General features: G+C 47.2%; 11 protein-coding genes. 3 read left to right on the forward strand and 8 right to left on the reverse strand.

What is annotated here, in order from left to right; translation table 11 throughout:
- The first annotated feature begins 58 nt into the window (after positions 1–58).
- Positions 59–655 carry a LemA family protein gene (locus RA156_RS01155; RefSeq protein ID WP_306642100.1) on the forward strand — a complete coding sequence of 199 codons (597 nt, stop codon included), beginning with the start codon at positions 59–61 and terminating at the stop codon, positions 653–655.
- Positions 655–1,734, forward strand: coding sequence for a DUF3137 domain-containing protein (locus RA156_RS01160; protein WP_306642101.1), 1,080 nt, complete (start codon positions 655–657; stop codon positions 1,732–1,734). The genes RA156_RS01155 and RA156_RS01160 overlap by 1 nt, the downstream gene beginning before the upstream one ends.
- Here the strand turns inward: RA156_RS01160 and RA156_RS01165 are convergent, their stop codons facing one another.
- The 7 genes from RA156_RS01165 to RA156_RS01195 all read right to left on the reverse strand — a co-directional run bounded on the left by RA156_RS01165 (position 1,735) and on the right by RA156_RS01195 (position 13,535).
- Entirely contained in the window at positions 1,735–2,610 is an 876-nt protein-coding gene (locus RA156_RS01165) for a pirin family protein (protein ID WP_306642102.1), read from the reverse strand.
- 41 nt (positions 2,611–2,651) lie between these two features.
- The gene (locus tag RA156_RS01170) at positions 2,652–6,149 is read right to left on the reverse strand and encodes an FG-GAP-like repeat-containing protein (protein ID WP_306642103.1); all 3,498 of its coding nucleotides are present in this window, start codon (positions 6,147–6,149) and stop codon (positions 2,652–2,654) included.
- A 62-nt stretch (positions 6,150–6,211) separates the two neighbouring features.
- A complete protein-coding gene (locus RA156_RS01175; protein WP_306642104.1) occupies positions 6,212–7,450 on the reverse strand; it encodes an MFS transporter in 1,239 nt (412 codons plus the stop codon).
- Positions 7,451–7,467: 17 nt separating this feature from the next.
- The gene (locus RA156_RS01180; protein ID WP_306642106.1) at positions 7,468–8,757 is read right to left on the reverse strand and encodes a GNAT family N-acetyltransferase; all 1,290 of its coding nucleotides are present in this window, start codon (positions 8,755–8,757) and stop codon (positions 7,468–7,470) included.
- A 34-nt stretch (positions 8,758–8,791) separates the two neighbouring features.
- Positions 8,792–9,415 (reverse strand): DUF2306 domain-containing protein, encoded by a 624-nt coding sequence (locus RA156_RS01185; RefSeq protein ID WP_306642108.1) that lies wholly within the window; start codon positions 9,413–9,415, stop codon positions 8,792–8,794.
- Between the two features lie 88 nt (positions 9,416–9,503).
- On the reverse strand, positions 9,504–10,844 hold the full coding sequence (locus RA156_RS01190; RefSeq protein WP_306642110.1) for a hypothetical protein: 1,341 nt from the start codon (positions 10,842–10,844) through the stop codon (positions 9,504–9,506).
- A gap of 3 nt (positions 10,845–10,847) precedes the next feature.
- Positions 10,848–13,535: a YfhO family protein gene (locus RA156_RS01195; RefSeq protein WP_306642112.1), complete on the reverse strand. Its 2,688-nt coding sequence runs from the start codon at positions 13,533–13,535 to the stop codon at positions 10,848–10,850.
- A 113-nt stretch (positions 13,536–13,648) separates the two neighbouring features.
- On the opposite strand from RA156_RS01195, the gene RA156_RS01200 reads away from it, so the two are divergent.
- Entirely contained in the window at positions 13,649–13,855 is a 207-nt protein-coding gene (locus RA156_RS01200; RefSeq protein WP_306642114.1) for a hypothetical protein, read from the forward strand.
- On the opposite strand, the gene RA156_RS01205 is transcribed toward RA156_RS01200, so the two are convergent.
- Positions 13,856–16,354, reverse strand: coding sequence for a TonB-dependent receptor domain-containing protein (locus RA156_RS01205; RefSeq protein ID WP_306642116.1), 2,499 nt, complete (start codon positions 16,352–16,354; stop codon positions 13,856–13,858). It lies immediately after the preceding gene.
- Between the last annotated feature and the right edge of the window lie 105 nt (positions 16,355–16,459).

The raw sequence follows: 16,459 nt of genomic DNA on the forward strand, positions 1-16,459 counted from the left end.
GCAAAATTAGGAAAGCATTTGTGGTCTGAACCCCTTATCTTCAGCCGAAATTAGAGCTATGTCGAAATCTACAGCGCAAGTCATCATCTTCGTGTTGATCTTGGTGACCTTGCCCATCTTTTTCATCACCATTCCTGTAATCATTAGTTACTATAACCGTATCAAGCGGGCCAACAACAGTGTTGACTTCAGCTACAGCGGCATGGATGTTCAGTTGAAGAAGCGCGCAGATTTGATCCCCAATTTGGTTTCGTCTGTGAAGACGATCATGAAGCATGAGACGGAGTTGTTCGAACGCATTACCAGTCTTCGTTCTGGTATCGCTAGCGCGGAAGAGCGCAGTGCTGAACGCTTTCAATTGGAAGGTGAATTGAGTTCAGCCATGGGAGCGCTCAATGTTAGCATGGAGAATTACCCTGAAATCAAGTCAAACACCAATATGCTTCAACTGCAACGCAACTTGACTGAAACAGAAGAGCAGATCAGTGCAGCTCGCCGAGCATACAACAATGCTGTCTTGAACATTAACAACATGATCACCACTTTCCCAGGGAACATCTTTGGAGCAGCCTTTGATGCGAAGGAAGGAACTTACTTCCAAGCAGCTGAAGGTGATACGAAGAACCCGAATGTTGGGAATCTATTTGGAGTTTGATGGAAGAATCACACGCTGGCTTTCTCCAAGAAGAGGCTGACAAATTAGAGAAGAGACGTGCTCGGGCGAGAACACTTCAGTTCTTGTACCGATTCACCGTTGGACTACTTTTCAAACTATTGGTGGCGGGTATCTACGTAGGTATCGTCATCGCTATCATTTTCCCTCCAGTAGGTTTGTATGTTCTTGGAGCGGCCTTAGCGGCCTTCCTATTAAGCTTGGTGCCGGTTCCAATTGAGCGGTATGAAGAGTATCTCAAGACGAACCTCCTGCCTGAAATTTTCAAACGTCTATATCCTGAGTATACCTACGACCCAGAAGGGTTGAACATGGAGTCGATCAAGGCCAGCGGTATCTTCAATAGCGCCCTATTCAAAAAGGCTGAGCGTATTGAAGGGGAAGATCGCGTGTCAGGAGAAATCAAAGGCGTGAAGGTTGATTTCAATGAAGTAGAATTCTACAGTTACCCGATTAACTGGGGCAAAACCATCGGTTTTATCTTCCTGTTAATCTTGTTGCTTCCTTTCATTATCTGGCGATTGCTGACTTCGGATGGAGACATGTCTAGCGACCACGGTGGAGGCAGTAACAGCAGTAGTGGAGGTTTATTGATTCGTGATGAGGTAAAGTTCTATCGAGGGCTCTTTCTGCATGCGGATTTCCACAAGAAGTTCCACGGTAGTGTTTATATGATGCCGAAGAAACTGGTGAAATACAGCGATCGTTTTTCAGGTGAATTTAGCACTTCGGGGAGGCCAATTAATCTTGAAAACGCGCAGCTTAACGAGTTGTATCAAGTGACTTCCCCAGATCCCCAACTGGCCTATTACCTCCTTTCTCCGAAAGTGCTTGAGAGCATCTTCGAAATCTATCAACGAGAAAAGGCACTACCTATCGTGATTCTCCGCGATGGTCAGATGTACATGACCATTCCATGGCAGCGCGATTACTTCGCGGTTGACCTTCGCACGAAGATTCAAGGACCAGAATACTTCGGGAAATACCTCAGTGAAATTGAGTCGTTCCAGAAGATTGTCGAACACATGACGCTCGACACGCGCATCTGGACGAAGAACTAACTACGCGCCAGGAAGAGGAACGTAGCTATCATCTCCAGGTACTTTCGGGAATTCCTTGTTAATCCAAGCTTGCTTGGCTTGTTCTAAGGTCTCTTTTGAAGAAGCGACAAAATTCCAATGAATGAATCGTTCCTCTGGAAAAGGTGTCCCGCCGAAGAGGAAGACATGCGTGCCCGCGGCCAACGTGACATCACAGATGTTCTCCGCCTTCGAGACCATCATGTTTCCTTTTTCTACTGTTTCTCCGCAGGCCTCTACGCTACCATGAACGACACAGACGCCAATTTCACCTTGCAGTTCACCATTGATTTCAAGACGGTGTTCGTCTTCAGCGATGACTTCAACCATGAAAAGGTCAGAATAAACCGGCACCGGAGATTCTTTACCAAACCCTTTGCCTGCTACCAACTTGTACGTAGCGCCATCGGCCTGCCACATTGGAAGTTCATCCGCAGGGATGTGGTGGAAGGATGGTTCAATAAACTCATGCTCTCGAGGTAGGGCTACCCAGATTTGATAGCCATGTACTTGAAAAGTTCTGCCGTCTCGCCAGTCTTGAGGGGTGCGCTCGGTATGAGAGATTCCCTTTCCAGCTGTCATCCAATTCACCGATCCTGGGGAGATGCGCTGCTTGGTTCCAATACTGTCTTCGTGCATGATCTCACCTTCCAGCATGTAAGTAAGCGTACTCAAACCGATATGAGGGTGTTGATCTACGTCCATATAGCGCTTACCTCCAATGAGGGAAGGACCCATATGGTCGATAAAAATAAAAGGACCCACCATTCGCTTTTTACGAAAAGGTAAGATCCTTCCAACAAGAAAGTCGCCGATATCTCGGCTGCGTTCTTCAATGATGAGATCGATGTTTGACATAGCCAAAAGGTAAGTCAAACATCGATCGTTTTGTTCAATAATTATGGTCCTTCACAAGGAATCGCGAAGGTCGGTAGAATCACGTTGATGAGGTCAGACGTTGTTACTTGTCCGTCGCCATCTACATCAGCTACACAGCCTGAAGTACAGCCGTAATCTCCGAGGTAAACAAGAAGGTCAGCAACATCGCGGAAACCGTCGTTGTTGAAGTCTCCTAGACATGGGAAATCATGCGCGTCACACAGACCATCGTAGTCTGAATCACCGAAGTAGCTGATCGCAGCATTGAAGGCATCAATACCTACTTCAATTCCAATCTTACGGCCAGGGATATCATCCGCAGGAGGGTGGATTCCACCCCAGATACGTGATAGTCCTGATTCATCCGCCGCATCACGGTAGGTTGCCCACTGGAGTTGAATGTCTACACTTGGTCCGTCTTCGAAAACAAGGAATTCATCTTGTGGTGCATCAAAGACTCCCATTCCACCTGGGAAGTACTCGTCTCCTGTTAGAAGCGTCAAGACTTCCGCGGCAGCGCGTGAATAAGTTGAGTGTCCTGAAACGTACCCTGCGAATGGAGGGGTCACGAAAGAAGGACGCTGGTAAGGCTCCCATTCTTCAGCTAGGATCCAACCAACACCGGCTTCGTCAATGTCAACGTTATTGATGGCTTTGTGCCCACGCCAAGCCCATAGCTTGATCTTTCCAACGTTTTCGTCTCCAGCGCCGGCAAGTGCGTCTCCTGATTGAATTACTTCAATGTATCCAGGAACCAACGGTAATCCGGCTGGGTGGTACGAAGCGCCTAGCGGATCTGAGCTTTGACCGAGTTCTGCCATTGCTCGAATCGCAGAGATCGGACGCAAGTAGTCGTACCATCCTTTGATACCCCATGCTGAAATAGCACAATCATGCATCGCACCACCCATCATGAAGTAAGATTTAACATCCCATTCCAATTCATCCAATTCAGGACCAGCGCCCATGAATTGCTTTTGAAGGTCTGGGTGATCACTTACGTAGTTCAAGATAGAGAACCAGTGTCCTGGAGGTGTTTCGGAATCTGGACCATCTGCCCAGAACTCAGCGAGTACACGAGCGTAATCAGCACGTGGAACCATGTTCGGAACGTAAGGCGCCCCTGTTGCAGGGTTCACTGCGTGACCGTTGCTTGACGTACCTCCAGCTGTTTGGTTGTAGAAGGTTCCAAAGTCAGCGAATGTCTCTGGTAGCATATCGCGATCTCCAATCGAGGCTGGAGAGATATCCCACATTACCCCGTCAGTGGCATCCAAGTGCCCTGACCAAATAGAAACCATGGCGAAGCCCCATTGGTAGAGATCTGAAGCTCCTGAGCCATCCATTTGAAGGTATGGCGGTGCACCTGGATCATGGTAGATTTCGTAGTCGAAACCATCACGGTTGAGGGTGATCTTATCGTCTTCGCTCAACGCGAATGCATGTACTCCTCCCCATTCTGGTGAAAGGAAGTCAGGTGTTTCACCTGGAATCTCATTACCACTCTGATCGATAAACAGATCAAGCGTTAGCGGCTGCCAGCGGTTGCGATCAACAATCGTAGGGTTACCAGGATTATCAACGATCAACGGAGGGTTAACCGGTGAATAAGCCGTGTTTCCGTAGTCGTTAGCCTCATTCGATCCATCTTGAAGACCGTAATCGATCACACACTGTGCGATGTAGTTTCCAAGGGCGCGCGCGTCTCCACCTCCGTAGTTCGTGTCAGTGAAGTTCATGTCGTAACCCAGCGTCATCATGTGGTTGTCATACCCTTGTTGAAGAAGTGATGCGTCAGGTGAGTTTTGGAATCGATGCTGAAGAATTCGATAAGCAGCGTAAGTAATGGCTGCATGACGCGCCGCATCTACATCCGCTGGCGCTGGGAATCCGATGAATTCGCAGTCAAATCCATTCAATGTCTGGCCGAGTAAGTAGGTGCATGCTTCGTCGTCAAATACAGCCCATGCATCCCACATAGCAAGTGAGGTGTGGAAGAGGTTACGCGCGTGAACCGTCGGACGAGCAAAGTCACCGCGAATACTAGCAAGTGTGAGTTCATTCCATTGACGAGCAATCGAATGATCAGTACTTACAATCGGGAATTCTATCGCTGGAGTACAGTTTGGATCTGGGTTGGTCGGACATTCGTCGCAAGCGTCTGGAATTCCATCCAAATCGTAATCCGCTGAGCTTTGAATCAAGTCACAGTTGTCAGACATGTGCACTCCATAACCTGCACAACCACCAGAAATGAAATCAAGAAGACCATCATTGTTAATGTCGAGCCAAGCCATATCGTAGCTATTCTCAACCCAAGGGAAAGCGTCTGTTCCATATGGGTCTTGGAATACTCCGTTCACGTTTTCATAGATTGCCATGCGACGTCCGCTGTTACATGGCGGGATGTCAACGTCAACATCATTCACGGCGATATCCAAGTCACCGTCATTGTCGATGTCGGCCGCGTGAACGTTTCCACCGAAACCGTTCGAACTGCTGAACCCGAGGTTGGTTTGCGTGAACGTCACACTAACATCAGGGGTTACGCCGGTAATTTCGAATAGACGATCTGATCCGTCGTCTACAACGAAAATGTCAAGCTGTCCATCACCAGTGAAGTCACGAATCTCAATCATGTAAGGAGATTGACCAGCTGCTATATTTTGCCAGTTTGTGAAGTTTCCTGTTCCATCGTTATACATGATGATACAGCCACGTGAGTTCCAAGGAGAAACATTGAAGAGGGTACTCACTTTCACAATATCATTATCTCCATCACCATCGATGTCGACAATCTGACATGCTGTTCCGAATGCAGAGTTTCGAAGGTCTCCCATACGCACTTCCGCTTCTTCTGTGAACACACCCGTTCCGTCATTGATATAGAGGAAGTCTTTAGCCGTTCCCCCTGATCCGTTGACACGGTAGTTGGTGAAGTAAATGTCTTCGAATCCGTCTCCGTTCACATCTCCACCCCATACCGCACAGATAAGTGGGGTATCATCGAGGGTAGCAGGGAAACGAGATGCTGATTCATCCACAAGACCAAGCCAATTTCCACCGCCATCTTCTCCCATGTTACGGTAGTATTGTGGGCCTTGATCGAAGGTGTTGGCAATGATCACATCTTGCCATCCATCGCCATCAAAGTCTCCAATGTAGACGTCACGGGCGAAACTCACATTTGAGATAAACTCAGGAGCGTAAGTCGCGGTCATGTCTTCAAGAACACCACCGGTATTGATGAGAAGAAGGTCTGATTTTGCTGGTTCCGAAGGATTCGAGAATGGTTCCTTTCGAACTACAACTACATCCGTTAATCCGTCATTGTTAAGATCGGCTGCGGAGATATCTTTTTCCTCGTCGTCGCTATTGGCAACAGAGGTAAGAATGAGTCGAGTATCTGTTTCGTCTGACCAGTCCAGCCACTGCGCCGAGGACGAAAAACTAAAGAGAACAAGTGCTGGCAAAAAGATCGCTATGACCTTCTTGCGGAGGGTATACTCACGTAGCATGTTTTGTAAAGGTTAAGGTATAACAGACTGGAAGATAGCGAATTTTACGCTAACGCGGAAGCTTATTCACCCTCCACGAGGCGGTAAGCCAAGTACATCGCAAGTAGTGTAAAGCCGCAGGCCATCACCCCTACGATTCCAAAATGCTCTAGCGGGGCACCTTCGAACTCTTGTGTGACGATGGCTCCGGTGATCAAAGAGGCCACACCACCTGCTAGGGAACGTCCGCTTGAGTTAAGGCTCATGAACCCGCCTCTGTTTTCAGGTTTCACCACCGAAGTAAGCATCGTATTCGCTGGAATCATTCGTCCGGAAATGAAGATGAAAAATGAACCAGAAATGGTCAAGACGATATACAGTGAAATAGGCCAAAGATGGGTGACCAATAGCAAGGGAGCCATTGAAAGAGTGGCCATTCCATAGAACACTTTCTTTCTTCCAAAACGGTCAACGAGCTTTCCTACGAGGGGCGAAGAAATCACCGTACACGCTCCTCCAACGAGATAGATCAACGGGATCTCGTCTTGAGTCAATCCAACATTGTTAATCATGTATGGAGTGATGAATGGGATGACTGTAAATTGACCAAGAATCAACAGGATCATGAGCAACAAAGCCTGCTGTTGGTTTCTACTTTTTGCGGCGACCCGAATGGTCTCAAACGGATGCGGACGTTGCTGTTGGTTGGTCAAATGACCGCGCATAGAAGGCACGCCAAATAACGAAAGTAGAATGATGAAGAACCCAAGTCCTGATACAAAGTAGAAGGGGAGGTGCCAGTTTCCATCAAATTGATTGACTAAGTAAAGACTTAGTGGTACTCCCATGACGGCCGCCAGCGAGAAGGCCATAGTCACAATCCCCATGGCAGAACCTCGTCGAGCGAGTGGAAAAACATCTCCCACAATTGAGAGTACTAAAGCACCTAGGATCCCTCCAAACAGTCCCGTGACGACACGTGTTCCAATGAACAAGTAGTAATTCAAATCAGGGGCAGCCGTTGTTGGCACTAGCGCTGAAGAAGCCGTTCCAAGAATAAATCCGGTATAGGCAATAACCAGGGCTTTCTTTCGATCAAATTTGTCCAAGAAGAACACCCCGAAGAGGCTACTTAAAAAGGCCGCTAAGGGATATGCAGAAACGAGCACCGAAAATTCTGATGGGTTGATATTCAATTCCCGCTGAAGGATGTCTCCCAGCGGCATGATGATCATGAAGTCTACGATGTGTGTGAACTGGATTGCCCCTAAAATGAACAGGAGAAATTTTTCGTTGATCTGTGGGGTTGAGTTATCTGTCAATGTCCTGTCCTCTGGTCCTAACTGGCCTTGGTGGCCGATTCTTCTTTTTGGGGTATGGGGAGCTCCCTTAACTCTGTTTCTTTGAACGCAACGCGTTGATTGAATTCACTTGGTTTGACGTAGCCAAAGATCAATTTGAGTAATTGATTCGAAGCCTTCGCACGGTGTCGAATGTAGATTTTCATGTCTACCGGAAAAGCGCCTACCGTACTCTTGATTTCCATAGCTGTTCGGCCAAATGAAATCCGAGACACTTTGCGTTGAATGGCCATGTCGATGTACTCGTAGAGCATGCGCGAGTAGATGGCGTACTCGTGGTTCAATTTGTAGTCGATCCCAACGAAATGACAATCGAGACAATCGTCGTAAACGAAACTACTCTGGAAGCCAACCAGCTTCCCTTCCAGGAAAAAACCTTTCAAAGAAAAACACTCTTCTAGGTGTTGCTTCAAGTTGAAGAAGCACTTCGCGTCGAGCTTACCTAGCTTGAAATCGGCACGATCATAAACTTGTTCGTAGAGTCGGAGTAGATCCGATTCTAAGGTGGTCATGTCTTCAGGAGAAAGCTCTCTGATTTCGATGTCTTTTGACCTACGAATAGCAGCTTTTGCCTTTGTGCGGTACTTTGAAGTCAGAGCACTCAAGTAATCGTCGAAGCTGTTCCAAGAAGCTTTGATCGGCATGATCATGTTCGGGTCAACAAAGAACTCCGAGAAACCATTGCCAGAAAAACGATCCGCCCATTGGAACGACTCAGGATAGAAGTCTTTGATCAATGTGGCTGAAATACGTTTCCCGTTTTTCTTTTCTTCCGCTTTGATGATTTCCGTGGTCTCCACTAAAACCTGAACCTGCGTATCTCGAGGAATCTCCTTCTTGAAACGGAAACCATGTTCACCGCTAGCAAAGCTGTTCCCAAGCACCAGTACATTGAACTCGATCTTGCGGTTGCGCAAGAGCTTATTAGTCAAACGACTTAGTGTGCCGTTGTTCTCAATGTTCGATCCGAGATCGGAACCAATGGCTTTGGTGATTTGGAAAGCCGCGACACCTACGATGTCATTGCCTGAAGTGTAACAGGCAAAACGGTATTCGAGTGATTCGCCCAAAGGACCCAAGGCATCAAAGTAGCGTGAGTGTAAAAAGATGGTGTCATCACCAACCAGCTTGTCCCAACAGTCTCGAATGTCTTCGGTTAATGCCGAGTGCAAAGAAATACCAATGCCGTTTGTATCCGCTACAAACGCACTCGTTGGGCTCTTGCGAGCTGCCCCTTCCTTGAATTCCTTGAAATTTCGGCAGTACATCACGGCAAAGATAACACCCTCGTATACCTAGGGTTCACGATTCTATAAATTTAACAGCGCTAGCTTTCCCAGTGTCTTGAGCCTCAGGCCGCTTCTTTACAAGCCACCAAGCAAAGATGAGGTTCGGTACCCAACATAACCATGATACGACTTGATAGGCCGGTATGAAGTCGCCATACACGGGAACCAAAATAGGCAACCAAAGTCTCAAGGTTACGGCGGCAAAAGTAGCTGCGTAACTGAATATCATGGCTTTGCGATGCAGTTCAAATTGTCTTTTAATAGCAAGCCACAATGCGAGCGATGTGAACAGCAGCCATAGAATGGATAGACTCCCAAATCCAAAAGATGCAATCAATCCGCCTGTCGCATTCCATGAAACGAAGAAGCCTGAGATTCCACTAATGATTACCGAACTGACATAAAGATAGCCCAGCCTTCGATGAAGCTTGGGCCATTGATTTCTCCATTTCGAAACGAACTGAAACCACCCCGTCAGCAATGAGATTCCGCCAAAGGCGATATGAAGATAGAATGCCCGTTGCCAAGCATGATTTTCGAGCAAATCCACAGACTTGGTACTCAATAACCCAAAGTCTACATCAATGATAAAATACATGAGAGGATACAACCCAATGAGCACGGCAAATGCGGCCATTAGGTGAAACTTCCACGAAATTCGCGCTTGATCCATGATGCAAACTACTTGGTTTTCAGGCGCAGTGAAAGTCAAACAAGTTGAATGGTCATTTTCCAGACTTGAATTGTTCTTTTCTCGCTAGCGCGGAAATGGAACCCCCTATCCAGCCGCCTAACAGCAATAAGAATGGAATCTTGTAACGAACAATTGCTCCCAATACCGGCACACAACTTCCTATGATTACCGCCAATGTCAATACGAAAGAAACTACCAACCAGGTGAATGAGGATTCAGGCGTCCTCAGTTCATAGCTACCAATGGAAAGACGACCTTTAACGAGAACGATGAGCATCAATAAACTCAACCCCAAGGCAAGCAAGCTTTCACCAACTGGGACCAGGTAGAAAAGCCCTTCGTAATCTGGAGGTAACGGACGGAAACAAGCCAGCCAGATTCGTTCAGGAGCGTCGAGCAGAAAGCCTAAGGATGATTCTTGCACGGGAGATATATCCACAACGCTCCCGGCATCGTTCATGGCAGCGACATTGTAGAAATCAGTCTGCTTTTTCGAAAGAATGTATTGCAGGTTTCCAGCAGGAAAGAAGAGATGGGCGCTAGAAGCCAATACATAGGAAGCCAGTAAGACTGCCGGAAACACAATCAAAGGTTTCCAGTTCGATTGCTTGACAATCATATATGCCAATAGTGCAGGCAACAGACTAATCACCACATAAGGTTTGATGTAGAATCCAAGAAGAGTGAAAAGGATAAGCCAAAGCTTATTTCGATATCCAGGATAAAACCACGCCTTCGTTCCGTAAAAGATGCCACCGAATACGAAAAGCAACACTGCTTCTTTCAGCACTCCACTCGACCAGAAAAGGACCGAGGGGAAGAGTGAAAGCGACAGAAATATGATGGTGCTCGAACTACCCTTCCGAACATCTTTGAGCATGCGCGTGAGCCATGTAAGTCCCATCAAGCTGAGAAATGCATGCGCCACAGTGTGTACATGGTATGCACCAAAAGAGAAGAGTCCGATGATCATGTTCAATCGAATGACGGTTGGGTTGTCATTGGCGATACCGTAGGTGTAGGAGCTAGTCCAACGAACCATGCGCTCGAACACCGGCTTGAGATCTTCAGCATGGAGGTTGATTCCGAACATAAACCGAAACCAAATGGAAGGCTGTTCAAGCAAGTAGCTATTCAAGATCATGGCATCATCGAAGTAGCCATAGGCATCGCTTGCTGCGCGGTATTCGTAGTGCCAAGTGTAGATCGCCCAAACAGCAATTCCAGCTAGGATTTTCAGTAGGAAAATTCCAGAAATAGTGCGTGTAGACAAGCCTTCTACACGGAAGAAGCGCCATTTTCGGATGAGAAGTAATGCGCCGGCAAGAAATACCAACGACCATACAATCTCAATCAAACCAGCGCCGGTCATTCACTAAGCCGCTTCGGGAGTCTCTTCGCGACGGTAAGCCAGGAATCCAGTTCCGCCAACGAACAGCAATAACAGGATTGATCCAATCAACGAGTACGTTTGTCCGCTGTGGTAAACGGCTGGGTCAAACACGAATTCGATCTCGTGCTCACCTGGTTCCAAAGCAAGACCACGTAGTACATAGTTCGCGCGTACAATCGGCTGTTCAACTCCGTCTACGTATGCGAGCCATCCCTTCGGGTACCAGATTTCAGAGAACACTGCGAGCTGCTTTGTGGAAGCGTTCGAGCGGTAAGAAATCATATTCGGCTTGTATTCCGTCATCTCAATCACAGCTGTTGAATCAGGTGTGATCGCTACAGGTACCTTGTCTTTGAATTCGTTGTGTACAATGGCCGTCACCTTCGAATCAAAGATTTCCATTGACTCCATCTCTTCATTGGCTGAATCAACAAACTCTACGTCCTCAACAAACCACACATTTCCATTCGCATTCGGGTTTGGAAGCGGTTGCCCGTTCGGATCCAAGATGAGGTATTGGGCATTCAACATGTTAGCGATCTCCATATTCTGAAGTGCTGCCGCACCAATGGTATTTGCTGACTCAAGGAAACGCTGAAGTTCCGTACGCATGTAGAACTCTACCAATTCATTGTATCGACCAAGCTTCGCTCCGTGATACCCACCTAGAGATTTGTGGAAGTAACTCGTACGTGCGTCACTGAATGGGTTTCTGATATTCAATACACGGAAGTTTGTGTTCAAATTGAACATCCCGAACTGAGCAGATTGCTGCACTTTGACGGTAGCCATCTCCTTTTCGTTCGAACGAAGATCATCGAAGTATTTGTCCTTGGCAGTTTTCTGGAAATCTTCTACCGCATCCCTCACAATCGACGCGAGTTCAGGATTCTTTTGAATCTCTAGGTCGAAAATCATCTGATCTGCCTGACCAGCCATGTAAGGGAATTGCTTATCGATGGTCTTTTGCCAACTGAGGTACTGTCCGCCCTTCTTATCATTATTCAAATAGCGACGGTCAACGTTGTAGATGTCTCCGATAATGACCACACCAAGCACGGCGAGAGCAATGCGGTAATCAAGTTTCTTCAATGCTAGCACTACTAGAATCGCAAAGCCAAGCAAGATAATCAAGAGGCTACGCTGGATGTCTTTCAACATGATCTTCTGGCGCACTTTAACCAATGACTCTTTCAAACCATCAATGAAATCCACCATCTGGAAGTCATTGTTTGACTGAATGATAGCCTCCTGGAACTGTGCCGTTTCCATTGGTGAAATGAAGTCCATGACGTTCGGCGCAGCCATGAAAAGGATCAACGGAAGCACCGCAGCTCCCATACCTATGAAGAGCCATTTCTTACGTTTGTCTTCAAGACCTTTAATTAGCTGATCAATCAACAAAATGCTCATGGTTGGTGCCATGATGGAAATCACCACCAACATCATTTTCGTATCGCGGAACTTACCGAACAACGGTACATTATCGATGAAGAAATCCGTCAAGCCACTCGCGGTTCTCCATGAAAGAATGATGGCCAACATCGAAAGCAGTAGGAAGGCCCATTTCAACGGGTCTTTCAAAACAAATAGCGAAGCAATGAACAAGGCCATGATCAGTGCTCCAAAGTAGAAGGCACCTCCAGTGTAGTTCTGTTCTCCCCAATAGCGGTTACTCTGTGCTACGTTTTCACGATACTGTGAATCCACCGCCTTCAAGAGGTCGCGGTCATTCCCAATAGCACCAGCAGCTCCTCCTTTAATGTTTGGAACCATCATCGACCAGAATTCTCCACGAGCCATACTGTATTCGAGGATGTAGTCTTTTTCAAGTCCATCATCATTGATCTCTTTATTTGGATCGATTTCCGCGATAGCGGGAGGAAGAATAGTCAACTCAGAATCACCACGTGTAGAGTACTTGCTGTACTCGTAAGTCGTGAGTATGTTGGTCAAGTTGGGTAACACCGCCAAGATGGCCCCGACCACTAGCAATCCAGAAGCCTTGATAGCCGTTCCCAGATCACCTTTCATGGCCAAACGAATGATCTCAGCGATGCCGGCAAAGGCGATCAAATAGATCAAGTAATAGGTCATCTGAAGGTGGTTCGCTGAAAGATGCATGGCCAAGAACAAGGCCGCAACACCGGCACCGAGGAACATTTTTCCTCGATAGGCGAGCAAGACACCTCCTAGAACTCCCGGCATCAAAGCAATCGCATTGATCTTCGAGGCGTGCCCGGCGGCGAGGTAAAGTATGTGCACGCTGGAGAAGCCAAAGGCCACCCCGCCTATCATCGCCAGCCATGGGTTGACCCTCAAACAGAGTCCGAGGATGTAAAAGCTGAGCATGGCAAGAAATACCGTTCCCACCGGACCAGGAAAGGCGGTTCGGATGGCGGTGAAAATCATCTTCGGAACATTCCGCGTCTGTAGTAATGAGATTTGGTAACTCGGCATTCCACCGAACATGCTGTTGGTCCAAAGCGTCTCTTCTTCATAGAATTCGCGGTAGTCGCGAATCTCCTTTGACATTCCGAGGAACTGCGCGATATCACCTTGTCGAAGGTCATGTCCGTCATATGCCGGACTAAAGAAAACACTCGAAAGGATGACGAATACCAAGACCGCAACGGTGTGAGGAATGGCTTTGAATAGCATGTCTTTCATTACTACGTATTGTTTGGAGCTGCCAAGATAAGTGTTCTCTTCGGTAGCACCAGTTCAAGATAGCTTTAGCTTCCTTAACATGGATTTCTCTTGGCCTTGCTTAACTTTGTCGCATGCTAGTAAATGTCTTACGTTTCTTGATGATCATCTGGATCGTTTCCATCTTGGTAAGATGGTTCAATCGTTGGCGAGCTGCAGATAAGCGCAAAGCTTATGAGGCAGGCAAGCGTGAAGCGAAGATCCAACGACCTAATCGCGGTAAGAAAGACATGAACACAGATTCGATCGGCGATTACGTCGATTACGAAGAGGTGAAATGATTAATCCATCATATCATCCACACCGCCTTCGCGCTCTCCTTCAAATCCTCCACCACCTCGACGACGGTCACGACCAGCTTCCAGCTTGCCAAATCGGTAGCTGAATGTGAAGGTTAAGAATCGCGATTGACGCTTACGGTAGACTTCTTGGGTAAAGCCTGTTCCGAATGAGCTGAATTGGAATTCACGTGTGTCAAAAGCATCTCGGAGGTTAAGTGAAATACTTCCTCGGTTATCGAGAATGCTCTTTTTCACCGAAGCGTTCAAAAAGCTGAAACCACTGAAATCACCTTGCGGGAATATCTCCGGAGCTCGGTAGAAGCCCATCAACTGTACTTGCCATCCCTTGTCGAAACGGAATGTGCTCGTAGCGCGTGCTGACCAACTGTAAGCTTCTGTAGCGAGATCACTTTCTACATTCGTACCGTCGTTTTCGATGCGATAACCATTTCCGCTGACGCTGAGGTTCCACCACTTCGCGATCTTCGTGTTGATGATCAACTCCAAGCCGTAATTGCGCATTCCAGCGAAGTTGGTGTAAGTTGTGGTATTCACACCTAGGCTGTCTGTAGAAGTAAATCGTCTGATTACGTCATTCACATCTTGCATGTATGCGCTGACTACGTACTGCGATTTTTTTGTGCGATACGAGTAAGTGAGCTCCAATGAATTCGTGTACTCTGGCAATAGGAAGGGATTACCACGACGTAAATTCAAGTTGTCGCTGTAATTCGGGAACGGGTTCAACTGACGTGTTCGTGGTCGGTTGATGCGACGACTGTAGCTTAGTTGAATTTCATCATTTTGACTCAGTTCGTAGGTGAAGTAACCACTTGGGAATAACGAGAAGTAGTCGTTCTCAAACATCTCATCCGTGTCAACTAGAATTGAAGTGGTGAAGACTTGTTCTGCACGTAAGCCTCCTTGGAAGCTCACTTTGCCAATCTTTCTTCCATACTGTGCATACAGCGCATGAATGCCCTCATTGTAGTCGAAGGTGTTATTGCGGTCTAGTTGTGGCAACACTTCCATGCTTGTTGAGTCGAGCGCCTCTCCATAGAACGAATTGAGCAGGTCGCGAACGATGGATTTGTACCCTACTTCTAGTTTGCCAGTCTCTCCGTGCAGAGGTCTGGTATAGTCAACTTGAGCAACGAGTACCTGACTTTCATCGGTGTTTTCGTTAAACTCTGATTCGATGAAGGTGTCAAACAAATCTTGGTCAGTGAACAGGTCAGTTTGTGAAATGTCGTTCGTTGAACCTCCTTCAAAAGAAGACCAACGGAAGTCGGCTACCAACTGATGGTCTTGACCTGCCATGTCGCGCGTGAAGCTGGCATTCAGGTCGTATCCTTCACGGTCGTTATTTGAATCAGTATCTCGTCTGAAGTTTGAATACGGATCTCCAGAAATGTAGACTTGATCGTTGAATACCGAGTCACGATCTGAGCCCATTCCAATGTTGTAATTCCCGCTGAACGAGAGGGTAGAAGAAGGCGATAGGTAGATATCCGTACCTGCCTTGATCGTGTGGTTTTGACGCGTGCGTTCGCCTTCACCGGCTTGGTCAAGCATGATTTCCGTGTCTTCAAAGGCAGATATCCGGTCTGTATTTCGAATGCTGAATCGATCTGAACTACGATAGCTGTAGTTCGTGAAGACATTCACTTTCTTGTTACGGTAATTCAATCCAAAAGAACCGTTGTATTGATTACCGGTTCCCACAGCTACCGATACATTCCCATGGAATCCTTGAAGCTTGTTTTTCTTTAATACGATATTGATGATACCAGTCATTCCATCGGGGTCGTATTTCGCTGAGGGGTTCGTAATGACTTCAATACGCTCAATACTACTGGCTGGGATTTGCTCTAACAAGGCCTGTCTGGAAGCTCCAGTAAGTGCCGAAGGTTTTCCGTCAATCAAGACCGTCACATTCTGCGAACCTCGGAGGCTGATGTTTCCATCAACATCTACTTCCACTGAAGGGAGCGTTTCCATCACTTCAGTTGCGGAAGCTCCTTGGGTACCCATGATTTCATCGACGTTGAAGACGCGTTTGTCCATGAGCAACTCCATCATCGGTTTTTCCTCTACGATTTCTGCTTCACCCAACGCAGCGATGGAAGGGTTCAGTTTGATTGTTCCGAATTCATGGGTAGTGCTGCCTCGCGGAGAGAGACGAATCGCACGTTGTTCAAAGACATCGTACCCAATGAAAGTGATTTGAACGACGTAAACGCCAACAGGGATTTCTTCAATCAGGAAGTTTCCTTTCTTATCGGTTACACCTCCAGTTACCACGGTACTGTCACGCTGGGAAAGCATGGTGATGGTAGCGAATTCCACAGGCTTGTCTGAGATCGCATCGACTACTTTTCCATTGACAACGCCAATTTTCGGACGTTCGCGTGGGCCTTCACCACGAGGGCCTTTTCCCGGTTGGGCGAGGAGTGTGATTCCTGCGAAAAGCAGGAGAAAGGTCAAAAGCGTTTTCATCAACTAACAGGTTCAGCTTCCTTAGACAAGGCTACGAAGAAAAGGTTTAATCCAGGGGTGAATACAGTTCATCCATCAAATTCGACAGTTCGGTAAAGTCCATCA

Source organism: Sanyastnella coralliicola, from assembly GCF_030845195.1.
Taxonomy (GTDB): domain Bacteria; phylum Bacteroidota; class Bacteroidia; order Flavobacteriales_D; family Sanyastnellaceae; genus Sanyastnella; species Sanyastnella coralliicola.

Bases quoted from the DNA above. Each gene is read 5' to 3' on its own strand.
- RA156_RS01195 (WP_306642112.1), bottom strand. From the start codon at position 13,535: ATGAAAGACATGCTATTCAAAGCCATTCCTCACACCGTTGCGGTCTTG.
- RA156_RS01205 (WP_306642116.1), bottom strand. From the start codon at position 16,354: ATGAAAACGCTTTTGACCTTTCTCCTGCTTTTCGCAGGAATCACACTC.
- RA156_RS01200 (WP_306642114.1), top strand. From the start codon at position 13,649: ATGCTAGTAAATGTCTTACGTTTCTTGATGATCATCTGGATCGTTTCC.
- RA156_RS01185 (WP_306642108.1), bottom strand. From the start codon at position 9,415: ATGGCCGCATTTGCCGTGCTCATTGGGTTGTATCCTCTCATGTATTTT.
- RA156_RS01155 (WP_306642100.1), top strand. From the start codon at position 59: ATGTCGAAATCTACAGCGCAAGTCATCATCTTCGTGTTGATCTTGGTG.
- RA156_RS01180 (WP_306642106.1), bottom strand. From the start codon at position 8,757: ATGTACTGCCGAAATTTCAAGGAATTCAAGGAAGGGGCAGCTCGCAAG.
- RA156_RS01170 (WP_306642103.1), bottom strand. From the start codon at position 6,149: ATGCTACGTGAGTATACCCTCCGCAAGAAGGTCATAGCGATCTTTTTG.
- RA156_RS01190 (WP_306642110.1), bottom strand. From the start codon at position 10,844: ATGACCGGCGCTGGTTTGATTGAGATTGTATGGTCGTTGGTATTTCTT.
- RA156_RS01165 (WP_306642102.1), bottom strand. From the start codon at position 2,610: ATGTCAAACATCGATCTCATCATTGAAGAACGCAGCCGAGATATCGGC.
- RA156_RS01160 (WP_306642101.1), top strand. From the start codon at position 655: ATGGAAGAATCACACGCTGGCTTTCTCCAAGAAGAGGCTGACAAATTA.